The sequence below is a fragment of the Streptosporangium amethystogenes genome, assembly GCF_000721075.1.
In the GTDB taxonomy this organism is placed as follows: Bacteria; Actinomycetota; Actinomycetes; order Streptosporangiales; family Streptosporangiaceae; genus Streptosporangium; species Streptosporangium amethystogenes.
Map to the genome: position 1 here is coordinate 259,308 of NZ_JOEQ01000003.1, position 22,621 is coordinate 281,928.

The 22,621-nt window shown below is 66.1% G+C and carries 14 protein-coding genes; 7 read left to right on the forward strand and 7 right to left on the reverse strand.

The annotated features are described in order from the left end of the window. Positions 1-131: 131 nt before the first annotated feature. Positions 132-2,480, forward strand: a complete 2,349-nt coding sequence (locus tag IG98_RS0104485; RefSeq protein WP_084195126.1) for a transketolase-like TK C-terminal-containing protein — start codon at positions 132-134, stop codon at positions 2,478-2,480. Between the two features lie 282 nt (positions 2,481-2,762). Next, positions 2,763-3,344 (forward strand): P-loop nucleotide/nucleoside kinase family protein, encoded by a 582-nt coding sequence (locus IG98_RS0104490; protein WP_037969308.1) that lies wholly within the window; start codon positions 2,763-2,765, stop codon positions 3,342-3,344. Between the two features lie 380 nt (positions 3,345-3,724). Here IG98_RS0104490 and IG98_RS0104495 read toward each other — a convergent pair whose 3' ends face one another. Next, entirely contained in the window at positions 3,725-4,171 is a 447-nt protein-coding gene (locus IG98_RS0104495) for a hypothetical protein (RefSeq protein ID WP_157594151.1), read from the reverse strand. Between the two features lie 331 nt (positions 4,172-4,502). Between IG98_RS0104495 and IG98_RS0104500 the strand changes: the two genes are divergently transcribed. Beyond that, entirely contained in the window at positions 4,503-5,015 is a 513-nt protein-coding gene (locus tag IG98_RS0104500) for an NUDIX domain-containing protein (protein WP_037969310.1), read from the forward strand. Between the two features lie 161 nt (positions 5,016-5,176). Here the strand turns inward: IG98_RS0104500 and IG98_RS0104505 are convergent, their stop codons facing one another. The 3 genes from IG98_RS0104505 to IG98_RS0104515 form a co-directional block, all read right to left on the reverse strand. After that, entirely contained in the window at positions 5,177-7,345 is a 2,169-nt protein-coding gene (locus tag IG98_RS0104505; RefSeq protein ID WP_084195127.1) for a transglycosylase domain-containing protein, read from the reverse strand. A 545-nt stretch (positions 7,346-7,890) separates the two neighbouring features. After that, complete coding sequence (locus IG98_RS0104510) at positions 7,891-8,835, reverse strand: pectate lyase family protein (RefSeq protein WP_030905852.1); 945 nt, start codon at positions 8,833-8,835, stop codon at positions 7,891-7,893. Between the two features lie 135 nt (positions 8,836-8,970). Continuing rightward, entirely contained in the window at positions 8,971-10,392 is a 1,422-nt protein-coding gene (locus tag IG98_RS0104515) for an RICIN domain-containing protein (RefSeq protein ID WP_030905854.1), read from the reverse strand. A 571-nt stretch (positions 10,393-10,963) separates the two neighbouring features. Here IG98_RS0104515 and IG98_RS0104520 point away from each other — a divergent pair. After that, positions 10,964-11,848, forward strand: coding sequence for a hypothetical protein (locus tag IG98_RS0104520; protein ID WP_157594152.1), 885 nt, complete (start codon positions 10,964-10,966; stop codon positions 11,846-11,848). Positions 11,849-12,036: 188 nt separating this feature from the next. On the opposite strand, the gene IG98_RS46560 is transcribed toward IG98_RS0104520, so the two are convergent. Beyond that, complete coding sequence (locus tag IG98_RS46560; protein ID WP_169750066.1) at positions 12,037-13,629, reverse strand: serine/threonine protein kinase; 1,593 nt, start codon at positions 13,627-13,629, stop codon at positions 12,037-12,039. 278 nt (positions 13,630-13,907) lie between these two features. Here IG98_RS46560 and IG98_RS46565 point away from each other — a divergent pair, with 278 nt between their 5' ends. Beyond that, on the forward strand, positions 13,908-14,834 hold the full coding sequence (locus IG98_RS46565; protein WP_051751533.1) for an AbfB domain-containing protein: 927 nt from the start codon (positions 13,908-13,910) through the stop codon (positions 14,832-14,834). A gap of 2,279 nt (positions 14,835-17,113) precedes the next feature. Here the strand turns inward: IG98_RS46565 and IG98_RS0104535 are convergent. After that, a complete protein-coding gene (locus IG98_RS0104535; RefSeq protein WP_030905864.1) occupies positions 17,114-18,349 on the reverse strand; it encodes a 5'-nucleotidase C-terminal domain-containing protein in 1,236 nt (411 codons plus the stop codon). A 912-nt stretch (positions 18,350-19,261) separates the two neighbouring features. Between IG98_RS0104535 and IG98_RS0104540 the strand changes: the two genes are divergently transcribed. Then, positions 19,262-20,026: a maleylpyruvate isomerase family mycothiol-dependent enzyme gene (locus IG98_RS0104540; protein ID WP_030905866.1), complete on the forward strand. Its 765-nt coding sequence runs from the start codon at positions 19,262-19,264 to the stop codon at positions 20,024-20,026. A 449-nt stretch (positions 20,027-20,475) separates the two neighbouring features. Here the strand turns inward: IG98_RS0104540 and IG98_RS46570 are convergent, their stop codons facing one another. Continuing rightward, complete coding sequence (locus IG98_RS46570) at positions 20,476-21,513, reverse strand: RDD family protein (protein WP_157594153.1); 1,038 nt, start codon at positions 21,511-21,513, stop codon at positions 20,476-20,478. A gap of 15 nt (positions 21,514-21,528) precedes the next feature. Between IG98_RS46570 and IG98_RS44480 the strand changes: the two genes are divergently transcribed. Next, complete coding sequence (locus IG98_RS44480; RefSeq protein WP_281178429.1) at positions 21,529-22,617, forward strand: site-specific integrase; 1,089 nt, start codon at positions 21,529-21,531, stop codon at positions 22,615-22,617. Positions 22,618-22,621: the final 4 nt, after the last annotated feature.

A 22,621-nucleotide genomic window follows, 5' to 3' on the forward strand; every position in this document is an offset into this window, starting at 1 on the left:
GAGAGGGCGGAAAGACGCGCCCACTGGACCGCCTAACCGCCTGAACACGCGCAAAGGGGCGGCTTCCTCCGTCTTTCTTGCCCTGTGGGGCATCTCCGGGTGCAATGAACGTCTCCGCAGGAAAGAGATAGATGATGGCGATCCCCCTGCCCCCGCCCGCCGACGAGCGTGCGGAGGCGTCCACTCGGACCGAGGTGCTGCGGCAGGTCGCGCAGCGGGTGCTCTGGCTCTCCGCGGCCATCGTCGACGCCGCCAACCGAGGACGGCCCAACGACACCGGTGTGAAGGTCGGCGGTCACCAGGCCTCCAGCGCCTCGATGGTCGACATCATGGTCTCGCTGTACTTCTCCGAGCTGACCCATCTCGACCGGGTCTCCGTCAAACCGCACGCCTCGCCGGTGCTGCACGCGATCAACTACCTGCTGGACGACCTCGATGTCTCCTATCTGCCCAGGTTGCGCGAGCTGGGCGGGCTGCAGAGCTATCCGAGCCGGCTCAAGGACCCCGACACCGTCGACTTCTCGACCGGTTCCGTCGGCATCGGTGCGACCGCGCCGTTGTGGGCCGCCATCTCGCACCGCTACCTGCGCTCGCGCTTCGCGTCGGCTCCGGCGGCGGGGCGCTTCGTCAGCCTGCTCGGGGACGCCGAGCTCGACGAGGGGGCGATCTGGGAGGCCGTCGCCGACCCGTCCGTCGCCCGGATGGGCGAGCTGCTCTGGATCGTCGACCTCAACCGCCAGTCGCTCGACCGGGTGGTGCCGGACGTGCAGATCCACCGATTGCGGGCGATGTTCGAGGCGGCCGGCTGGCAGGTCATCACCCTGAAGTGGGGACGCGCGATCACCGCCCTGTTCGAGCGGCCGGGCGGCGACGAGCTGCGGCAGCGGCTGGAGCGGATGCCGAACGAGGAGTACCAGCGCCTGCTCCGGGTCGACGCCGCCGAGGTGGGTCCGCGGCTCATCGAGGAACACAGCGGTGCGGCGCTGCGCGCCCTGGTCGCGTCCCTGCCGGACGCCGAGCTGGCGCGGGCGATCCGCGACCTCGGCGGCCACGACCTCGACCTGCTGCTCGACACCTACCGGGAGGTGGACGAGGACCGGCCCACGGTGGTGTTCGCCTACACGGTCAAGGGGCGCGGCCTGCCGACCGAGGGACACCCGAACAACCACTCGGCGCTGCTGACCGAGGCGCAGATGCTCGCGCTGGCCACCTCCTGCGGCACCGACCTCGCCGACCCCTGGAGCGCCTTCGAGCCGGGCACCGCCGCGGCCGACCTGTGTGCCACCCGAGGCGCGGCGCTGCACCGCCCCCCGGTCACCGGCAAGGCCCTCGGCCCGCTGCCGACGACGCTCGGCCGCTCGTACCGCTCGCCGATCTCGACCCAGGCCGCCCTCGGCCGCTTCCTCGTAGACTTCCTGCGCGCCGCCCCCGAGGCCGGCGCGCGGGTGGTGACCTGCAGCCCGGACGTCGCCTCCTCGACCAACCTCGGCGGGTGGATCAACAAGACCGGGGTGTGGTCGGTCGAGGACCGGCACGACTGGTTCGCCGACGACACCGAACGCCTGCTGCGCTGGTCGGAGGGGACCGGCGGCCAGCACATCGAACTCGGCATCGCCGAGGTCAACCTGGTGGGCCTGCTCGGCGAGCTCGGCGCCACCTGGAGTCGCTGGGCCGAGCGTCTCATCCCGATCGCCACGCTCTACGACCCGTTCATCTCACGCGCGCTCGAACCCTGGTCGTACGGCATCTACGCCGGCGGGCAGTCGATCATCGTCGGTACGCCGTCCGGGGTGACGCTGTCGTCCGAGGGCGGCGCGCACCAGTCGATCACGACCCCGTCCATCGGTCTTGAGCAGCCGGGCTGCGTCGCCTGGGAGCCCGCGTTCGCCCGGGACCTGGAGTGGACGATGCTGGCCGCCATGGAACGGGTCGGCGTCGAGGGCGGCACCTCCTCGTACTTCCGGCTGTCGACCCGGCCGCTGGACCCCGCCCTGGCGCGGGTCCCCGAGGACGGGCCGCTGCTCGAACGGCGCCGGCGGCACGCCGTCGCGGGCGGCTACCGCATCACCGACCACGACCCGGCGACCGAGCAGGTCACCCTCGTCGGCGCCGGGGCCGTCATGCCCGAGGTGATCGCCGCCGCCGAACACCTGGCCGAGCGCTCGATCGTGGCCGGCGTGGTCTGCCTGACCAGTGCCGACCTGGTGTACCGGTCCTTCCAAGCCCGGGGCTCCCTCGGCGCGTCCGGCGACGGCATCGTCGACGTGCTGTTCCCCGCCGGCCACCCCGCGCCCCTCGTCACGGTGCTCGACGGACACCCGCACACGCTGTCCTTCCTGGCCGGCGTACGCGGCGACCGGATTCGCAACCTCGGGGTATCCGGTTTCGGCCAGTCCAGCGACCTGCACGACGCCTACCGCATCCACGGCATTGACACCGCCTCCATCGTCGACGCCGCCCTGACCTTGCTCGGCCGCTGACCCCGGCTCCGAGAGACATTGCCACCCGCGGCCCGTAGCTGGTCAAACTTGCCAGAAACGGTACGGGCGTGTCCTGATGGAAGCCGTACTGGATCCGACTCCAGCTCGTCTGGAGCGGGAACTGCTGCCCCAGGTCTCACTCAGATCAGCGACGTCGTGGCTGAGGGCTGCGAACTCCTGTGGAGGCGGTTCGGTTTCCCGAGCGCCACCGGGTGCGGACGGCCACCCGTGCGCCGGCCGGGAACCAGCCGGAACGGCCGTGCTGAACTGCGAGAATGCGCTATGACATTACCGACGCTAGCCGTCGTGAGCGGTCCACCCGGAACGGGCAAGACGACGCTCGCGCACGAGCTCGCCCACCATCTCGGATGCCCTGCGATCATCCGGGATGAAATCAAACAGGGGATGGTCCTGGCCACCCCGGGGTTCACACCCGGCCCGCAGGACCCGCTGAACCTTCCCACGTTGGCCGCGTTCTTCACCGTGCTGCAGGTACTGCTCAAAGCCGGCGTGACAGTGGTCGCCGAGGCCGCTTTCCAGGACCGGTTGTGGCGCCCGAACCTGGAACCGCTCGCCGATCTCGCACACATCCGAGTCATCCGCTGCACGGTCCCTGCAGCGATCGCCCACGCTCGGATCGCCGAACGCGCCGAGTACGGCAACCACCGGGCGGCGCACGCTGATCGAGACCTCCTCGAAGCGATCGCGACAGGGCGACACTCACTTGAGTCCTTCGTGCCGATCTCGCTGGACGTCCCAACGTTGACGGTCGACACCGCGAACGGCTACCGCCCCGATATCCAGCACATCACCGCCTTTGTCAGGACACCCGCACAGAACGATTCCCCGGCCAACGCAAGCTGACCTCGATGACTCAGCGGGTGCAGCAATTGGAAGGACCGCGCGGAATCCGAGTTACGCGCGGCGTCCTCCGCAGAGGATCAGATGGCGCTGCCCGCGCGGGCCGGGAGCCCGCGGGGTGTCGCACCGGCTGTATTGGTGTTCCTGTGCCCTGAGACGGTCGCCGTGCAACGGCCTGGTCGTGCGCCGCCGCCCGCCGAGCAGCACCTGTTCGTGCTCTTCCCCGGCTGCTCCACCAGGAAAATCGTAGTCACGAGGTTGAGGTCTGGCTCCCGGGCAGCGACGTTGGACCTTCGCCCATGGCTTCGACGGCCCCTCGGCGAACAATGCCCCCGCCAGGTGAGCGGGGGCATTGTCATCATGTCCTTGAGGCGATCGTCGGCTCAAACACCCCGGCAGGTATAGGCGTTCAGCTTGACCGTCTCATTGGAAGAGAAGGAGAACCATCGGTTTCCGTTGATCGTGTTGTTACTGCTGACACGGCTCACACCATTGACGGTGAGATTTATCGAACAGCGGTAGGGGACGCCGTACTGGTCCCAGTCGATTCCGTCGTTCCAGTAGCCACCCTTGTGCTGACCCGGGCCGACCGATCCATTTATCCAGGGGCCGCTGTCACTGTCTTTCCGACGGATGGGCCACGATGTGTTGGTGTAATTATAGATGTCACCGCATGGCGGTACCGTGCACTTCGAAAGTACCTTGGCCTGTCCCGCCGAAGCGGATGTGACCAGCCCCGCCGAAGCGGACACGGTCGGCAGGATCGCGGTGAGCGAGGCCATCATGACCACGATCATGGCGAGACGAGAAGTGAAACGACGTGCGTTCATCGGACTCCTGGATGTCTTAATTGAGCTAGATCGATGAAATGCATGTGGCGGATCGGTGTTCGTCGGACCCGCCAGGTCCAGCGAGGTGATCAGTTCAACGATCTCCGACTTGTTCGGGAGGCGATCACTCCGTCAAATAATCGGTCACAGAACAGGTGTACGGAAACCTGGAAGCTTCCAGGATTGACGAAGCGGTTGCCCGGACGACGTGCCGGACGCGCCTCCGATCCAGAAGCGGCATTCTGCCGACATGATCACGTTCCCGGGTTCTGGTTCGACACCGGGAAGACGTCGGCAGCCATTTCGCCGCGTCGGCGCCTATGATCACGGCATGCCCGAAGTGACCCTCCGGCCGTCCGCACGGATTCTGCTGGTCGACAAGCAGGATCGGCTTCTGCTCTATCGCGGGCTGGGGCTGATGAAGAACCCCGGCTACGCCTGGTTCACCCCGGGCGGCGGCGTCAACGAGGGGGAGCCGCTGAATCACGCCGCGGCTCGCGAGCTTCGCGAGGAGACCGGGCACTCGGTCCTGCCAGGAGAGCTCGGGCACGTCGTGGCCACCAGTTCGGGTCACTGGCGTCACGCCGACGGCCGGCTGTTCCTCTCCTTCGACTCTTTCTTCTTCCTCCGCGGCCGGGAACTGGACGTCGACATCTCCGGCATGGAAGATCATGAACGGTCGATGATCGACCGCTTCCACTGGTGGTCACTACCCGAGCTTCGGCACACCGCCGAACAGGTCATCCCACTCGGCCTGGCCGGGCTGATGGAACGTCTGCTCGCCGACGACATCCCACACGAGCCCGTCAACTTTCCCTGGCACCACCCCGACCCCTTCGGCTAGAAACCCCCAGAGACCCGCAGGACGCTCGACCGGACCACCACGGCTCCGCTCATCGACCGGCAAAAGGCATGGCCAAACGCTGCCCCTGGCGGGTACCAAGCCGACCTGACCTGCGACAAGGGCCCACCCCGCGATCGGGCGGGGTGAGCCGCTGTGCCGCGTCAGTCGTCGTAACCGCCGGGGGGAATGTTGATGCGCTCGCCGCCGTCGGGGGCGTCGTCATTCGACGGAGGCGGTGCGGGCTGGCAGCTCTGGCCACAGCCGCCGAACCGGGCCGAGTTGATCGGGGTGAACGACGTCGGCTCGACGTTCCTCAACGCCGCCAGCATCGTGTCCTTCCAGATCGGGCCCGGGATGCTGGCACCGAAGACCGAGCCGTAGTAGCGTCCGCCGATCGTGACGCCGTTCAGCTTGTACTTCTGCGAGCCGCGCGGGTCACCGATGCTGACCGCGCCGGCCAGGTCCGGGGTGAACCCGGCGAACCAGGCGGTGGCGGAGCTGTCGGTGGTGCCGGTCTTGCCCGCCGCGGCGCGGCCGATGCCGCCGACCGCCCGCATCGTGCCTTTGGTGAACACCCCGGACAGCACGTCCGCCGCCGCGTCGGCCACCTCGGGGTCGAGTGCCTGGCGGCACTTGGGCTGGTAGTTGGTGACCTTGCCGTTCCGGTCGGTGATCCGGCTGATCGCCATCGGCGCGCAGTACTTACCGCGCGCGCCGATCGCGGCGTACGCGTTCGCCACGGTCACCGGGTCCATCTCGTTGATGCCGAGCGTGAACGTCTCGTACTCCTGGAGCGCGAGCCCGTCGGAGCGGTGGATACCCAGCGCCTTGGCGGTCTTGACCGTGTCACAGAGCCCGACGCGCTGCTCCAGCACCATGAAGAAGGTGTTCACCGAGCCCCAGGTGCCGGTCTGCAGGGTCCGCCAGCCGGGGCTGCCCTCGTCGTTGGTCACGGTGTGGGTGGGGTCACCGATGTTCTCGCCCTTGCAGTTCTTGAACGCCGAATAGCCCGGGGCCTTGTAACCGGCGCCGACGGTGAAGCCGTCATTGACCTTCATGCCCTTGGTCAGCGCGGTGAGCAGCGTGAACGTCTTGAAGGTCGAGCCTGCCTGGAAGCCCACGCCACCGCCGTGCGCGGCGTTCGCGACGACGTTGTAGGACATCTCGTTCCTGGCCTTGTTCTGGCCGTACGCCCGGCTGGCCGCCATGGCCTTGATCGCCCCGGTGCCCGGCTGAACCAGGGCCTCGGCCGCCACCGGGTTGTCGGTGGGGTTGACCCACTTTCTGATCGCCCGGTCCGCCGCCACCTGCATGGTCGGGTCGATGGTGGTCCTGATCGTCAGACCGCCACGGTTGAGAAACGCCAGGCGCTCCTTGGCCGTCTTTCCAAAGTCCTGATTTTTCAGGATCTCGTTACGGACATAGACGCAGAAGTACGGATAGTCGCTGACCTCGCAGCCGCCCGGTAGCTTCGTACCCTTGTAGCCGAGCTTGGTGGCCTTCGCCGTGGCCGCCTCGGCTGTGGTGATCTTGTCCAGCTCGGCCATCCGGTTCAGCACCACGTTGCGCCGGTTCAGCAACCGCTCGCGCTGCTTCGTCCCCAGGTTGGGATCGGTGGCGTTGGGGTCCTGCACCGCGCCGGCCAGCGTCGCCGCCTGCGGCAGGGTGAGCTTCTCCGCCGGCACCCCGAAGAACCGCTTGGCCGCCGCCTCGACACCATAGGCACCCGCGCCGAAGTAGGCGATGTTCAGGTACTTCTCCAGGATCTCGTCCTTGGAGTACTTCTGCTCCACCGCCATCGCGTGGCGCAGCTCGTTGAGCTTGCGCGCGTAGCTGGCCTCCAGCGCCTTGTCCTTCTCCGCATTGGTCTCGGCGGAGTTGAGCAGCACCTGCTTGACGTACTGCTGGGTGATGCTGGAGCCACCCTGGCTCACCCCGTCCGCCTGGAGGTTCTTGGCGAACGCGCGGATGGTGCCCTCGATGTCGATCGCACCGTGTTCGTAGAACCGGTAGTCCTCGATCGAGACGATCGCGGTCTTCATGACCTCGGACACCTTGTCGAGCTTGACGACCTCGCGGTACTCCTCGTAGAACCGTGCGATCTCCTTGCCCCTGGAGTCCTGCACGACGGTGACCTCCGCCGGTGGAGGCTCGACGAGCTCCTCGGGGTTGAGGTTCAGCTCGTTGGTCGCCGACACGATGCCGAGCCCCGCACCCCCCACGGCCGGTAGCGCGATCCCCGCGACCAGCACACCCGCCGCCACCCCTATGGCGGCAAGGCGCATGATCTTTGACGCGGTCCCCGACTGATCCTTAACCCACTCCGACATAAGCGTAGATTCTAGACTTTAAACCTGTTTTGTGCACATAAAGCGCTTTCTTTTACATAGCGCATGGCTCTCTCCCGGGACAGCCCGACCGGACAGCCCTGGATCACCCGTGAGCACCCACCCTAGGGGAGCCCGTCGAAGGCGCGGACCAGGATGGCGGCGACCCGGCCCACGGCCGGAGGTCCGAGATCGCTCGCTGGACCGATACGACATCGGCTTGAGCTCCTCGCCCGGCCGAACGGCTTCTTCCGCACAGGGGTCGACCGGCGCCAACCGAGGAGTTCGACCTGACCGCACCCGCGACGGGGTTGATCTGGACTTCCGGGAGCCGGAGGGCATGGCGATCCAGATCGCGGGCGGCAAGCCCCGACTGTGCCCGAGGCTCGCCTCGGGCACAGTCGGGAGCGAGGAAGGCCAGCATCTTCTACAAGACCACCCTCGTCTGACGCCCCGGTTTCCCCCGACGGCGGCTCCGCCGCCGGGGAGACCGGGCACCTCTTGGAGATGAACCACCGCTCAACGACGGGCCGGTCACCGAGGTGGCCTCAGAGGCCGATCTTGCCCACTCCGGCGCCCGCGGTGACGGTCGCCTTCACCGAGCAGTTGCACTCGGGGGTGTAGGAGTAGGGGATCGCGGCCACGCTCGACGGGTTCCTCGACAGCGGCGTTCCGGAGTTGGCGAGGTAGTTGTTGAGCAGCTTGATGTTGCCCTGCGGGGAGGTGCCCTCGGCCAGGGACGTGGGCCTGGCCACGTTCTCGAAATGGTTGCGCTCCACGTAGACGCCCGCGTTCGTGGTGGAGGCCACACCGTAGCTGCCGATGTTGGAGTAGTAGTTGTTGAGTACGTGCACGGGGTTGCCGAACCGCACCCGTGGGTGGCGCTGATTGGTGCCGTCGAACCAGTTGTGCACGTACGTCACCCGCAGGTGGCCGATATCGCCGGTGTTGCTGTCATCGGAACCTAGAAGTACTGACTTGTCGTGGTTGTAGAAGCGGTTCCAGGACACCGTGACGAAGTCGGAGGCGAGCCGGATGTCCACCAGACCGTCGTAGGCACGGGTGAAGTTGTTGTGGTCGATCCAGATGTTGTGGGATCCGTCCTGGACATTGATCGCGTCGTCGCCGGAGTTCTGGATGGTCAGGTTGCGGATGATGATGTTGCTGACCCCGCTCATGGTCAGACCGCCGCCGTTGAGACCGGAGCCGGGCCCGACGCCGAGAACGCTCTTGTTCGAGGCCACCCGGTACATCCCGGAGATCGAGATCATTCCGGAGACCCGGATGGTCAGCGCGCTGCTGGAGGTGAGCGCGCCGGCGAGAGCCGAGGCCGTGGTCACGGTGACGGTGGAGCCTCCGGAACCACCGGTCGTACCGCCGTTCATACTCGCGAATCCCACCGGGCTCGACTCGGCCGCCAGTGCGGGTTCCGCGTTCATCACCACGCACGAAGCCAGTGCGAGCGCCGCGGCGATGGTGCTCGGACGTCCCATGGAAACCTCCTGTTTGCGCTGTCGCGATTGATGAACCGGTACCGGGGGGTGGCGTCGATCACCGACGCGCCCGCGGGACGAACGCGGTGGGACGGTGCCCGGTGACCGGTCCATGCCTCCGGTCACCGGGGGTCTCTAGAGGCCGATGTCGGCCTGCGGGCCGGCGTAGGCGCGCAGCAGCGCCGGGACGTTCGCCGCCGGGTCGAGGGTGTAGGAGTAGAACGAGCTCGGCGTGAAGGCGGATCCGCCGCTCTCCTGCCGGCCGGTGGAGTTGACGACGATGCTGCCCGACTGCCGCAGCTGGGCGGCGGCGTCCCGGTAGTACGGGTCCTTGACGTTCTCGAAGTAGCTGTTCTCCAGCACCATCTTGGTGGCGCCTCTGGCGTAGTTGCCGTAGGAGGCGATGTTCTGCAGGTAGTTGTTGTACAGATGCGCGTAGGCGACGTTGTCGGTGCTGGGGTTGCGCTGGTTGTTGTCGTGGATCCAGTTGTGGTGGATGGTCATCCTCGCGGTGACGTTGTCGGTCCAGCCGATGCCGAAGGACTTGTTGTTCTCCGACAGGACGTTCCACGACACGGTCAGGTAGCCGGTGTCCAGGCGGCTGTCGATCAGGCCGTCGTTCATCCGGGTGATGGTGTTGTGATCTATCCACACGTGGTGGGCGGTGTCCATCTGGATGCCGTCGTAGTCGAAGTCCTTGTCGTCCGGATCGTCGGAGGCCATTCGGGTGTCGCGGATCGTCAGGTTGCGGATGATCACGTTGTGCACGCCGTTGCCGAGGAAGAACCCGCCGTTGACGATGTGACCGCCGGTCCCGACGCCGATGATCGTCTTGTTCGAGGCGACCTTGATCTCCGTACCGTACGGCGTGACCGTGATCGCGCCGTTGACCCTGATGACGTGGGGAGTGCTCGCCGTGGCGTACTTCACCAGGTCCGCGTACGTCGAGACGGTCACCGTGGTTCCGGCCGCACCGCCCGTCGTGGTCGCGTCGCCCATCCCGCTGGTCGAGGCGAATCCGTCGGCCGCGTCGGACCAGCCGCGTCCGCCGCCCACCGAGGTGAAGAGCCACTGCTTGTTGGTGTTGGCGGTGCAGGTCTCCTGAATGATCGCCGCCCCCGAGTCGGTGGAGGCACCCTGATCACTCATGCACAACCCACTGACCACACTGACGACCTGATACGTGCCACTGCCGGAGGCCACCAGACGCCACTGCTGGTTGGGCTTGGTCCCGTCCCCACACCCCCACTGCTGCAACCGCACCCCGGAAACCGTCGAACCACCCGGCAGGTCCACACAGCGCCCACTGTTGACATTCGCGATGGTGTAAACCCCCGAACCAGCCGACCGCAAAACGAACCGCTGCCAGGCATCGGCACTACAACCCCACTGCTGAAGCAACGCACCGTCGACCTTCGAACCGGCCACCACATCCAGGCACTTACCACTCCTGGTGACACTGATCTGATACGTACCGCCCACCACGGGCACCGCCGCCCGCGCCGGAACCACCAGAACAGCCGACACCGCGAGGACGGTGGCGATCAGCAGGACCATGCCCCTGGTGATACGCCGGACTGTTCCGACCGGTTGTGCTCCCGGCGACGGGCGTTGTCCGGGGGTGGATCTGCTCTGTTGGGGCGATATCGGCATGACGGCCGTTCTCCCTTCTGCACGCGGACGCGCGGTGGTCAAGGTCAGCGCCAACCACCGTCACGACGGTATTGTTAGCGTTAACATTTCACCTGGCCGCCGGCGTTGTACGGGTGTTCATCAGCGGCTGTACGGCGGAGCTAACATGACTTAATTCGGTTAGTCAACAAATAAACATGGCGCACTCCCTGGCGGATCGTGCCCTGGGCGGCTCATCTGCGGTTTCGTGCGAGGAGCAGGTGCTCCGCCGGTGGCGGCCTGGGAAACGTTCACGGCCGAGGCCCCGGTCGGTGCCGCGCGAAGACCGGCGTCCACCACACCCGGCACACCTACGCCTCGCTCGATGGTTCGGTGACCGGCTGTGGCACGAACCTTGACGGCGAAGAACTCTCGGCGCGGGTAGCCGGCCCGGTTCCGAAGACCGGACATCCAGCACGGCAAGCCGCCTGCAAGCGGGCTTCACACAATGGCTGGCATGAAAGCCTCCCCCACCGGATGCCTCAGCATGCCCCTCCGGCTTGCCGCCGGCGCGACCCTCGTCCTCCTGACCATCACCGGATGCGGTGCCGGCGTTGACAAGCCCCAGAACGATCAGCCCGTTCCGGAACGCGTGACCAGCACGGCGACCCCCGAGACCGCCCCGACCACCCAGCCCACGGAGAACAGCGAGCCGGCCGAGACGGGCGACCCGGCCCAGGCCCAGACGGCTGTGCTGCCGGGTGGGACCCTCGTCGACGGCGGCACCGTCGCGGCCGAGCTCACCCGCGCCGGGCAGCGGGACAAGTTCACCCTGGACCTGGGCGACGCCAGGGAGTTCTACGTCACCGACATGACCGGTGACGATATCCAGCTCCAGGTGTTCTCCGAGGTCGACGGCCAGCCGGTCAGCCCGTCCAGCATCGCCCTCAGCTGGGGCACTGCGGTCGTCAAGCTGACCAAGACGGGCAGGCACCGGCTGGAGGTCTTCGGGAACACCAACGTCATCGGGCCGTACGGTCTCAGGATCGCGACGGTGAAGGTCCGCACCTTCCCGGCGACGATCGGCCTGCAGATCGGCGGGGGCAACCCGGACGGCGCGGGGCGGCTGGACATCCCAGGACGCATCGACCGCTTCGAGTTCGACGCGGACGGCGCGTCGGCCATCAAGATCCTCGGTGGGGCCGGGGCGTGCACGGCCATCGAACTGGAGCTCACCGATGCCTCGGAGAAGAACGTCGCCGCCCCACGGCAGCCCGTCCCACTCTGCGGATACGAGTTCGACATCCCGCTCTCCAACGGAGACGGCAGGTATGCGCTCGTGGTCAGATCGGGTACGGCGAAGACCGGAGCCTACTCGTTCCAGATCGCGCGGGCGGGTTGAGCATCGACCGGACGCCTGGGGACGTCCCGGCCTTCAACTCGTTTTCGCTCTCCGCGACCCGTATGTCCGGCACCGGATGAGGCGTCTCCAAATCTTGACCTGGCTTCCCGGTCAAGATTTGGAGACGCCGGACATCGACCAGGGACAAATAACGGAGTCCTTGGCCGGGGAGGACGACCGGTCCCGGATCAGGACCGGCTCAGGCTCCCGCGATACTCCAGCCCGCTGACACCCTCCTGGCCCACGAAGTCCAGCGTCGCCGGGTCCTTCAGGGTGAGGGTCATGTCTCCCCCCACGCACTGATCCCGCTGCACGCGGGTCAGGTCGAGCACGTTTCCGGCCCTGGCCCGGGTCAGCATGACCTGCTGCTCACACGCGTCGGCCCGCCATGTTCCGGCCGACCGACCAGGCGGCAGGGTGAGCGTGATGTCGACGGTCTTCTTCCGATCGTCCTGCGAGACGACCTGGCCCGTCCACGTCCCGGCGAACGCCTCCGGAACTCCGCCTCCCGGCTGGACCGAGGTCGGCGTCGCCGGCGCCCCGGAAGACTGTGCCCCGGAAGACGATCGCCCGCCTGCGACAGAGCGTGATCCGGCGTCCCCACCGGTGCCGGTGATCGCCGGGTCGTCACCGGGTGAGCCACCGAGCGTTCCTGTGACATACAGGACCGCTGCCGCCACGAGCACCGCGACGATGCCGGTGATCGTGATCAGTACGGCGGCGGACCTCCGCCCCCGGCGGGTCACCGGCTCACCATGCTGCGGTGCCGTTTCCCGCACCGCCGTGTCGGAAGGGCCGGTATGACGGGTGGGAGCCGGGCCATACGCGGGTCCGGCCGGACTCTGCGCTCCGGGCGAATCGGCTGGGAGCGTTCTGGTCGGTCCGGGACCGGCCACGACCGGAACCTGATCCGCCCGCCCGCTCCAGTCGGCGGGAAGGTAGGCGGTGGGCACCGGGCCGACGTCGGGAACCGTGACGGTGGGGGCTCCGGAGTCGACCAGGCGGATCATGAGCGCCCGTGCGGAGGGGCGTACCCCGGGGTCCTTGGCCAGACAGACGGTCAGCGTCTCCCGCAGGGGCGATGAGATGTCCGTGAGGTCGGGCTCGGCGTTGAGGATCCGGCTGAAGACCGCGGCAACGGTGTCGCTGCCGAACGGCGGCCGTCCGGTAGCGGCGTAGACCATGGTCGCGGCCCAGGAGAACACGTCGGCCGCGGGCGACCCGTGCACGCCGTTGAGCTGCTCGGGAGCCATGTACGGCGGGGTGCCGGACAGGGCCGAGGGCATCGTGCTCGCGTCGAGCAACTGGGCGATGCCGAAGTCGACCACTCGTGGGCCGTCCGGGCCGAGCAGCACGTTGGCCGGTTTGAAATCCCGATGGATGACTCCCGCGCTGTGGATGGCGGCGAGCGCGGTGGCCGTGGCGACCGCCAGGCGATCGAGGTCTCCGCCACGGAGGGGACCCTCGTCACGCACCCGATCCTGCAGTGCGGGACCCGCGATGAACTCGCTCACCACGTAGGGGTCCAGCCGGTCGGTCTCCGCCGCCAGCACCCGGGCCGTGCAGAAGGGGGCCACCCGCAGTGCCGACTGCAACTCCCTGGCCAACCGGCGGCGCGTGGCGGGATCCGAGCCGCTGCGAAGTACTTTGATCGCCACCCGCTCGCCGGACCGGCTCCACCCTTCGTAGACGATCCCCTGCCCGCCCTCGCCCAGCCGCCCGACGACCTCGAACTCCCCCAGCACGCGCGGGTCTCCCGGCTCCAGCGGGCCAGCGGGCATCGGCTCCTCCATGCGCGGCGATCTCTTCACAGTAGCGACACGGGACCCGGCCCACCATGGTCCTCCAGCAGAGCGACGGCCGAGGAAGTAGACGGACCACTGTGACGAGGCCGACTACGACGACTTCACAGACATCACCCTGATGATGGACAACGAATCGGGTACGGCCCGCGGACGGAGCCATTGACCGGCACTCTCCGGAACCTCATACTAACTGAGAGTGCGACAGGTAGAACAAGCGCCGATCATTTTGGCCTGCGACGGCAAAGGGTGCGCGAATGTTAAGTGAGCGGCATTCCTTCGAGGCCATGAAACCGCGCGGTCACTATATTCGACACGCCAACTACCTGGGAGAGATATCTCGCGTCGCCAGCGCGGTCGATCGGGCCGACGCGTCGTTCGACGTGGTGGAGGGGCTCGCGGCCCGCGCCCACGTGTCGTTCAGGTCGGCCAACCTTCCGAACCACTACCTGCGACATCAGAACTTCCGCCTGGTGCTCTCGGAGTTCACCCCGGGCGATCGGCTCATGCATGAAGACGCGACTTTCATGTCGGTCGCCGGCCTCGTTTTCCCGCTCTGGAGTTCCTTCCGCTCGTATAATTATCCCAAGCTCTACATACGGCACCGGGACTTCCACCTATACGTCAGCGAGATCAACGCGAACAGCCCGGAGCCGGATCGATCAGACGCCACGTTCCTCCCCGTCGACGCATTCTTGGCACCCCCCGAGACGATACGCATAGTCGAGATCGCCAACGACAGGAGGATATTCAATTCATCCGGGCCGCGTCCCCCGTTCCTGCGCCTCGACAAGCGGCTTGTCGCCGTGGCGCAGAATCACAGCCAGGACCTGGCCGGCCATCCCGGCCTTTGGGAGCGACAGCTGGACGGCTTTCCGGGGCACTACGGATCGGACAACAGCACTCCGCAGCAGCGGATCCAGATGGCGATGGGTTCCGCCGGAACGGAGAACGTCTACGTCCAGTGGTTCTGGGGCGGTAACGTTCCCCCACCCTCGGCCCGGGCGGCACACGACTGGTGGTGGCAGAGCCCGCCGCACAGATCCAATGTCCTGAACCCGAGCCATCGGTCAACGGGTGTCGGCATCGCCACCGGACAGGGCAGAGTCCCTCAGGGCCAAGCCCATGCGGGTGAACCCGCGACCTTCCACTACTACACCCAGGTGTTCCACTCCTCCGCCTAGCATCGTGAACGGAGGCACCCATCCTAGATCATCTGGGGGCTCCGGGACTCGTTCCCGCTTGATTTTGGCGACCTGGATATACCAGGCGTCGTCCTCCAACTCCAGCAGTGGCGAGCCGTACCGGGGGATCTCCTCGATCGCCCACGCGATGGTCAGCCGAATGGCAGAGGCTCGGGCTACTGGAGCTTCACCGAGGCGACCGCGAGACACGGGAGCCACCATGTTGGCAGGCGATCGAGGCATTGATCTGATCATCCACCGGCCTGCCCATGAACGCTGGACCAAGGTCTGCGACTGAGGATGATTGAGGAAGCCCGCGCATGGGCGTGCGGACCGAAGGTCACGCTTGTTTCCTATGGCTGATCACCGCAACGGAGTCCCGGATCCCATAGGAACAGGATCCGGGACTCCGTTGGCGATCAAAAACCACCCCTATCGCCTATAAACGTGTCCGGCGTAGGCGTAACCACGGGGTCCTGTTGTCCAGGTACACGATGTGTAGTCCCAGTCGTTTAGGGCTGCGTATCTTGCCGTTTCGGATTGGCAACTCCTTGCCGCCTCGGCCTTGGCCTGTTCCCAGGTGCCTCCGCCGGGCGGGTAGAAGTAGCCGATAAACCGGATCGATGCGGCGTTGGCCGGAGCCGCACCGATTGCGACAGGTCCCAGCAAGGCAGCGCTCAACACTGCCACCAGGCCGATCTTTCTTGCCGTTTTCACTTTTCTGACCCCTGACTTCCCATCGCTCTTGTGTTGCCTGAACAGCTGAGGAAATTAGCTCGAATGGCGGTTGTACACTGTGCACACCGAAGCCTTTCTCGGTGTTACCCAGTCTTGTTGCGGCCTCGGGGAGCCGACCTGGCTGGAGCCGAATAGGTGGCATCCAGTGAGTGTCTTGCCGAACCCCGCACAGTGGGTGGTGTCAGCAAAGATTTACTCCATCGAAGCGACGTGGCTCTATGGCCACCCGGCTTCCTATGGTTCCTTGGTGTTCTACCCAGGAACATGTTCCGTCCGCGCCGTACGCCCAGATGATTTTCAGGCGCATTCCGTATCCGCATTGATTCTGCGCGTATGCGGTTTGGGTGACTGTGCCTCTGTTCACCCACCCGGCGACACAGTCCGGCGCGCGCGCCAGGATCTCGACCTGTTCGCTGTCCGGGCCGGGAGAGGGTGGGCCCTGGGCCGCGAGGGCGGGACCGCCGTGCAGGAGGACTGCACTTAATCCTGCCCCAACGGACGCCAGGATCATCTTCTTCATCATTGAAACTCCTTCCCATCATATTGAATTTATGGCGCTCGCAAAGATGCTTTCATAATTAAATACGACCTAACCTTCGAGGGGCAGGGCGAACGGAAATCAAATATCTCATTCACCTGCGACCCACCGGGCCAGGACTCGGCTACGGAGTGGACGTAGCGCCCGCCCGCCTGCACCTGCGAGCCTTCCACGTACGGTGGCGTCCCAGCACGGACGCCCGGTCGGTAGCCCCGGACTCCGAGAAGAACGCGAATATCCATTTCACCGCACATGTTTCGATTACAGTGATTCTTGTAATACAACTTCCAGCCACCGGAAGCGGGGATCACCAGGACGCCGACGAATGGTGCGGACACTGCGGAATGGACCGAAGACGGCTGGACCATTAATACATCCACAGTAACCGTCGACGCCACAACTTCTTCTTTGTAGTTTTGCGGAAAATTCGCTCGGTCAATGAGTTGCATTCTTAATGTATCGACACAGGTAACGGATTAACATACTGTGCAAAGCTGATTCTCTCTGCACCCATGGCGGTAGGCCACCTACAACTTCTGCGGTACATGAACCTGGGGAGACGGCGGCATTGTCGATGAGTGTCGAAGGGGAGCAGGCCGGGTAAGCCGGAAAAGGTTCTGCCCTCGTGTGCGATGTGACGTTTCGGGTTCCTGCGTGGGCGGCAGTTGCGAGGGCGCCCATCTCAGTCGTCGCAAACTGAGTGTGGACACCCTCGTTCTGTCTCCGCGGCTACGTCTCTGTGCCGCCTCCCCTTGGCCCCGATCATCTAGACCGGAAGCGCCTCTTACCTGGGGCCGCCTTGGGGAATCGAACCCCGGACACCTGCATCACGAGTCGACGGCACGTCCCAGGTCGGCGGGCTCAAGCCCTGGTCGGGCGGTAGTACGGGCCGGTGGCGTGTGACCGTGCAAAACGGCGTTGCCGTAGGGCACCACGAGGCGCTGGGTGACCGAGTGGAGTTGGGCACTCTGGCGTTACGCCTGCCTGACCGGGCTCCGGGGACTTATCGAAGAGTGACGCGGTCGCCCTTCGGCGCGTGAACCGGCGAGTGGTTGGCGATGTACGACGCCAGCGCTCCCGTGTCGTCCGGTCCGCCGTGGTACACGTTGGTGCTCCCCTGCCAGGCCGGGAAGCCCTCCTGTCCGCCCATCAGGTTGTAGTTGGCCGCGATCTTGATCACCTGGGTGTCGGACACCGGAGCACCGTTCAGCGTGAGCTCGGTGACCGCTGTGCCGGTCAACGTATAGCGAAGCGAGGCTGACGGGGTCAGTACCCCGACCGTCGGGCTCGCGTACCCCAGCAGCTTCTTGAGCTGCGCGCCGGTCATCGCGTGTACGTCGACGGCGAACCCGGCGGGCTGGACGGCCCACAGGTCCTCGGCAGTGACCGGCCCGGCCTTCAGGCCCGCCTGGGGTGCGCGGATCGCATGCCTGCTGACAAGGGCGACCTGTGCGCCGGAGACCGCCTGGACTGCTTCCAGTTGGGCGTCGGCGACCAGTTCGGCCAGCGGGCCGCCCATGCTGGTCCGCGAGATGTCCTCGGCGACGACGCCGACCGTCGTGTCGGCGCTCAGCGGGCCGCACTTGAAGTAGTAGATGATGTTGGACTTGAGTCCGTCCGGCTGATCGATCTCGATCCGGATCGAGGTCTTGCCCGACTCCCAGTCCCACTCGACCGTCTCCAGCACGGTGGTGAAGACGGCGCCGTGATCGGCCGGCACGTTGACGGCCTTCCACTCCTGGGTGCCGACGAGACGGTACCGAACAGTCTGCGCGCCGGGGGGAAGCCCTTCGAAGTAACCGTGAATCTTGAAGGTCACCGGGCACTTCACCGCGGTGGTCCGCTCGAAGGCGATGCCGGCCTTCCGCACCAGGTTCGGAGCGGGTTCCTCGTCGTCCCGCCGGGTAGGAGGCGGCGTAGCCGGGTCGTTCGGCTTTTCGGCCTCCTGGGCGGAGGTGGCCACGCTGTCCCACACGTCGCCGGTGCCCTGCCCATCAGCGGTACAGGTGACGGAGAACGGGATCTTCTTGGAAGTCTTCTTCACCGGGCCGGCCAGGCGAACCGCGCCCCAGCCACGGGCGTCGCCGGTGGCCTTGATCGACGTGGACAGCCGAACGGTCTTGAAGCCCTTACCGCCGACCTTGTAGACCTTGGCTCTGCTCTTGTCCCCGTCGCTGAAGGTCCACGCGTACTTCAGCGCCACCGGCGCCTTGACCTTCACCGTGATGGACAGCGTCACGGTCGTCGGGCAGACACCGGTATGGGCCCTGGGTGAAGCGGAGGCCGTACCGAAAACAACCGGATTCGGGGCAGCCTGCGCCCCCGAGGCAAAGGCACCGGATGTCAGAGCGACAACAGCCACCAACATCCCGATTCGGCGCCCAGACCTACCTAATAATCCCACAGTGTTCCTCTCCTGCGATCTGCGACGATGAATCGCGACAGATCTAGATATGCAAGGAATAACGGATTAGCCCGTTCCCTTGGAGGAACAGATGCTAGCCGGACCGGCCGACAATTCCACGAGGGCCGAAAAGCGGAAGGTCCGAGCGCTTCAAATCCCAGTGACCGTGAACGTCTACACGCGGGTCCCGTCCCCGGAGACCCGCAAGGCGCCCGACCGGCTGAGAGCCACTGTCAGAGAAAGCCTTACAAGATCATTTCGTAAAGTGACCGAAGTGGTTCAGGTACACACCCTGTGAAACCAGCGGGGCTGGACGATCGACACAGATCGGGGCGGTTCGCCCGCAGGGCGGGCAGAGCCCTCCATGAAATATGTGCCAGAACCCGAAAAACGACAGCGGGTGGGCGGGCCACGCGGTAGCGATACTCCTTTTCCTGCCAACGTGGTCTTTTCCGGGCGCGGCCAGTGCGACGTTCTTCATTGGACGGGCGGATCCACACCGGCCGAGGATGTGGGAAAGGCCGCCTTGACAGATTCGGCTTCTCGGCGACGCTTTCGCCCCCCCGTTGAGGAACGGAGCACTGGCGGGCGCGGATCTCGTAATAGAGGTTGTCGACGTAGGTTGATTCGCACCCTCGCTCGTGGATGGTCGGCGACAGCCGCCAGGATGCGTCCGCGGACATGCTGGGCGACCGGTGATCCGTCGCTGGGCCGAACGAACCGTGAGCGTGTGCTGAACTGTTCGATATGGAATATCCCCGGCTCCTTGACTGCCTCGCGGCCGACTTCGGCCGCCTGCGGGCCGTCGTACCGACCAACCCCACCGCGGTGGTTCCGAGCTGTCCCGACTGGACCGTCGCCGACCTGACCCGTCACGTAGGCGAGGTGTACCTGCACAAGATTCTGACCATGCGCGGGGACGCCGAGCCCGACCCGTGGCCGCCGAGGGAACTCGCCGACGAGCAGCCGATCGCGCTGCTCGACCGTGCGTACGCCGGACTGCTCGACGAGTTCGGCGCCCGCGAGCCGGGGGATCCGGCCGGCTCCTGGTACACCCCGGATCAGACCGTCGGCTTCTGGATCCGGCGGATGACGCAGGAGACGGTCATCCACCGCATCGACGCCGAGCTCGGCACCGGGCAGCCGGTCACGCCGGTTCCGGCGGACCTCGCCATCGACGGCATCGACGAGCTGCTCAAGGTCTTCGTGGCATACGGCGTCGCCGAGTGGGGCGACTACTTCACCGACATCCTGGCCGGCTCGCCGGGCCGGACGTACACGGTGCGGACCGACGGCGCGGCGTGGCGGGTGCGGACCGGCCCGGGGCTGTTCTCCGTCGAAGACGGCGCTGACGACGACGCGGCCGACGTGACCGTGAGCGGCCCGCCGACGGCCGTGCTGCGCTGGATGTGGAACCGGGAGAGTGCCGGCGAGCCGAGCGGCGTGACGGTCGAGGGCGCCCCCGAGGCGGTCGAGGAGCTGCGACGCTGCATCGTCATGGCGACGCAGTGAGGCCGGTCGGTCGACCCGGCGAGCTGAGCGATCCGGCCGCCCGCACCCTTGCCCGATTCGACGGTCCGATCCGGACACAACTCAAGCGGATGCGGTGTCGCCCAGGCCCCTGACGCCTTTGTAGCTCACACCAGTCTGATCACACCGCGCCTCCCTTTCTGGCACACATTTCGTGGAGGGCTCTACCCGTCCCGATCTGCGTTGACAGCCCCGGCCCTGCTGGTTTCCCGGAATGTGTGCCAGAACCAGGATTCAGACATCGTTGACAAACTCGTACACCACCTCCGTGGACGCGACCCGAGGAGGCCTGATGGGCGCGACGTTGTGGGCGGAGAGCGTCAAGGCGATTCCCAACCTGGTCATTGCCCTACTGGCACCATGTGGTGATCTTGACAGAATGCCGCTTCCCACACCGATCGCTTCGACGACATGGAGATGTCGGGTCAGGTCTAAGGCTGAGCGTCCCGCACTCGGTCGCGTACCACCGCGGCGCCCAGCCAACGGTCATGAAGAACCCGGCCTTCGGGATCGAGGAACATCCACAGCCCGCCCGCGAGGAGACACCACAGCCCGACGTCGGGGACGAAGGCGAGGAGAGGGAAGACCAGCGTACGGAGCACGGTCCTGCCCGTGCCCAGCCGTCCACCCGTCCGCACGGCGATGACCCGGACACCCAGCAACCGCTTGCCCAGCGTCCGCCCCCACAGAGCGTGCTGTACCCCAAAGTAAAGGAACAGCCCGGACAAGATGACCAGCTCCTCGAGGTCTGTACCGACCTGAAACAGGTTGACCTGCACCAGAAGCCCGAACCCCATCCGGAACCCCGAGCCGAGGCCGGTTAAGGACCAGACCGGTCCCACGACGACACCCAGGACGGCAACGGCGATCAGATAGTCGACCAGGGCCGCCGCCGGCCGCCGCCACACCGTCCCGACCTGTGACGCGCCCGGCTCGTCTCCGATGACGGGCCGTACTGTACGCGACGCGGCGAACACCAGCGCCGCGGCCGCCAGGAGACACAGCTGGGTAATCCCCCAACCACCGGCCGCCGCGCCGAACCCGCCGACGCTGAACAGCGGGATCGTCTCGCCGTAGATTCCCCGCCCGCCGTACAACCAGGCGAGAAGTTCGATGACCGCGATCAGGACGAGGAGTCCCGCCACTCGCCGGCCTGTCACCCCAGGCTCCCCGCGGCCGAGACACGCAAGGAGGCCAAGGAGAACCACGAGAGCCGGAACCGCCCAGTCCTCCGTGATCTTCATGATTGCTTCGAGATCAATGCGCAGCGGAACAAACGGTGACAGCGTCGATCCATCGCTGTACAGGCGCACGACCCCGTAGATTTGGTCGGCCTCCCCATGGATCCGAGTGAACTCCTCAAGATCGAGTCGCTCGCGCCACAGCTCCCACGTCGGGAAGGCTGCGACGGCCGCAGCCACCACCCATGCCGACAGCGCTGACCACGATAATCGGGAGAACTGCGACACAATGCCCCTTTCGCCCTGAGAGCGACACCTTACGATGCCCCGGCACGCACCACAGACACGACGGCCGGTACCGACAAGCACCCCACGCTCGCCGCGTACCTGACGCGCTGGCTCGCCGAGGTGATCGAACCCAACCGAGAGCCGACCACCTACGCCGGTTACGAGGCGCTCGCACGGCTCTACATGATCCCCGGTCTCGGCAAGAAGCAGCTCGACAAGCTCACGGTCCGCGAGGTTCAGACATGGCTGAACACGCTGGTCATGCTCTGCACCTGCTGTGATCAGAAGAAGGATCACCAACGGCCGCAAGCCAGGCGACGGTGCTGCTCCAAGGGAGAGTGCTGCAGGGAATACCCGTCTCGGAGCACGATCGCGAGCATCCGCCGCATCCTGCGATCAGCTCTCAGCAACGCCATCCGCGATGAACTGATCTCCAAGAACGTCGCAGCGCCGACCATCCTGCCCAACGCCGGCAAGACCAAGAAGGCCAAGAACCACGGCGTGTGGAACGTCGACGAGGCTCGGAAGTTCCTTGAACACCTGCGCTCGGTGGACGAACCGCTCTACACCGCGTACGTGCTGATCCTGATTCTCGGCCTGCGGCGTGGCGAGGTGCTCGGGCTCGCCTGGGACTGCGTCGACCTCGACGGGGAACAGCTCTGGATCTCCCGCCGGCTCAACCGAGTCCGCGGTGAGCTCCTCCACCGGGAGACGACCAAAACTGAGGACTCGACAGCCTCTCTGCCTCTGTTCGGGCTGTGCACAGCAGCGCTCCGGGATCGTCAGCGAATTCAGGAGAAGGCCCGCCAGGATGCCGGTGAGAAGTGGAAGCACTCCGACCTCGTGTTCACCACGAAGAACGGGACCCCGATCGAGCCGCGCAACTTCTACCGCTCCTTTGAGCGCTACTGCGAAAGGGCCGGTGCCCCCGCGTCCACGACACCCGGCACACCTGCGCCTCACTCCTGGCCGCGCTCGACGTTCACCCTCGCGTCGCGATGCGCACCCCCGGCACTCGCAAATCTCGGTGACCATGAACGTCTACACGCAGGTCCCCTCCCCGGAGACTCGCAAGGCGCTCGACCGGCTCAACCAGCACCTTGACGGC

Excerpts from the sequence above, each read along its gene's own strand:
- IG98_RS0104485 (WP_084195126.1), top strand. The coding sequence starts at position 132 with ATGATGGCGATCCCCCTGCCCCCGCCCGCCGACGAGCGTGCGGAGGCG.
- IG98_RS0104490 (WP_037969308.1), top strand. The coding sequence starts at position 2,763 with ATGACATTACCGACGCTAGCCGTCGTGAGCGGTCCACCCGGAACGGGC.
- IG98_RS0104495 (WP_157594151.1), bottom strand. The coding sequence starts at position 4,171 with ATGAACGCACGTCGTTTCACTTCTCGTCTCGCCATGATCGTGGTCATG.
- IG98_RS0104500 (WP_037969310.1), top strand. The coding sequence starts at position 4,503 with ATGCCCGAAGTGACCCTCCGGCCGTCCGCACGGATTCTGCTGGTCGAC.
- IG98_RS0104505 (WP_084195127.1), bottom strand. The coding sequence starts at position 7,345 with ATGTCGGAGTGGGTTAAGGATCAGTCGGGGACCGCGTCAAAGATCATG.
- IG98_RS0104510 (WP_030905852.1), bottom strand. The coding sequence starts at position 8,835 with ATGGGACGTCCGAGCACCATCGCCGCGGCGCTCGCACTGGCTTCGTGC.
- IG98_RS0104515 (WP_030905854.1), bottom strand. The coding sequence starts at position 10,392 with ATGGTCCTGCTGATCGCCACCGTCCTCGCGGTGTCGGCTGTTCTGGTG.
- IG98_RS0104520 (WP_157594152.1), top strand. The coding sequence starts at position 10,964 with ATGAAAGCCTCCCCCACCGGATGCCTCAGCATGCCCCTCCGGCTTGCC.
- IG98_RS46560 (WP_169750066.1), bottom strand. The coding sequence starts at position 13,629 with ATGCCCGCTGGCCCGCTGGAGCCGGGAGACCCGCGCGTGCTGGGGGAG.
- IG98_RS46565 (WP_051751533.1), top strand. The coding sequence starts at position 13,908 with ATGTTAAGTGAGCGGCATTCCTTCGAGGCCATGAAACCGCGCGGTCAC.
- IG98_RS0104540 (WP_030905866.1), top strand. The coding sequence starts at position 19,262 with ATGGAATATCCCCGGCTCCTTGACTGCCTCGCGGCCGACTTCGGCCGC.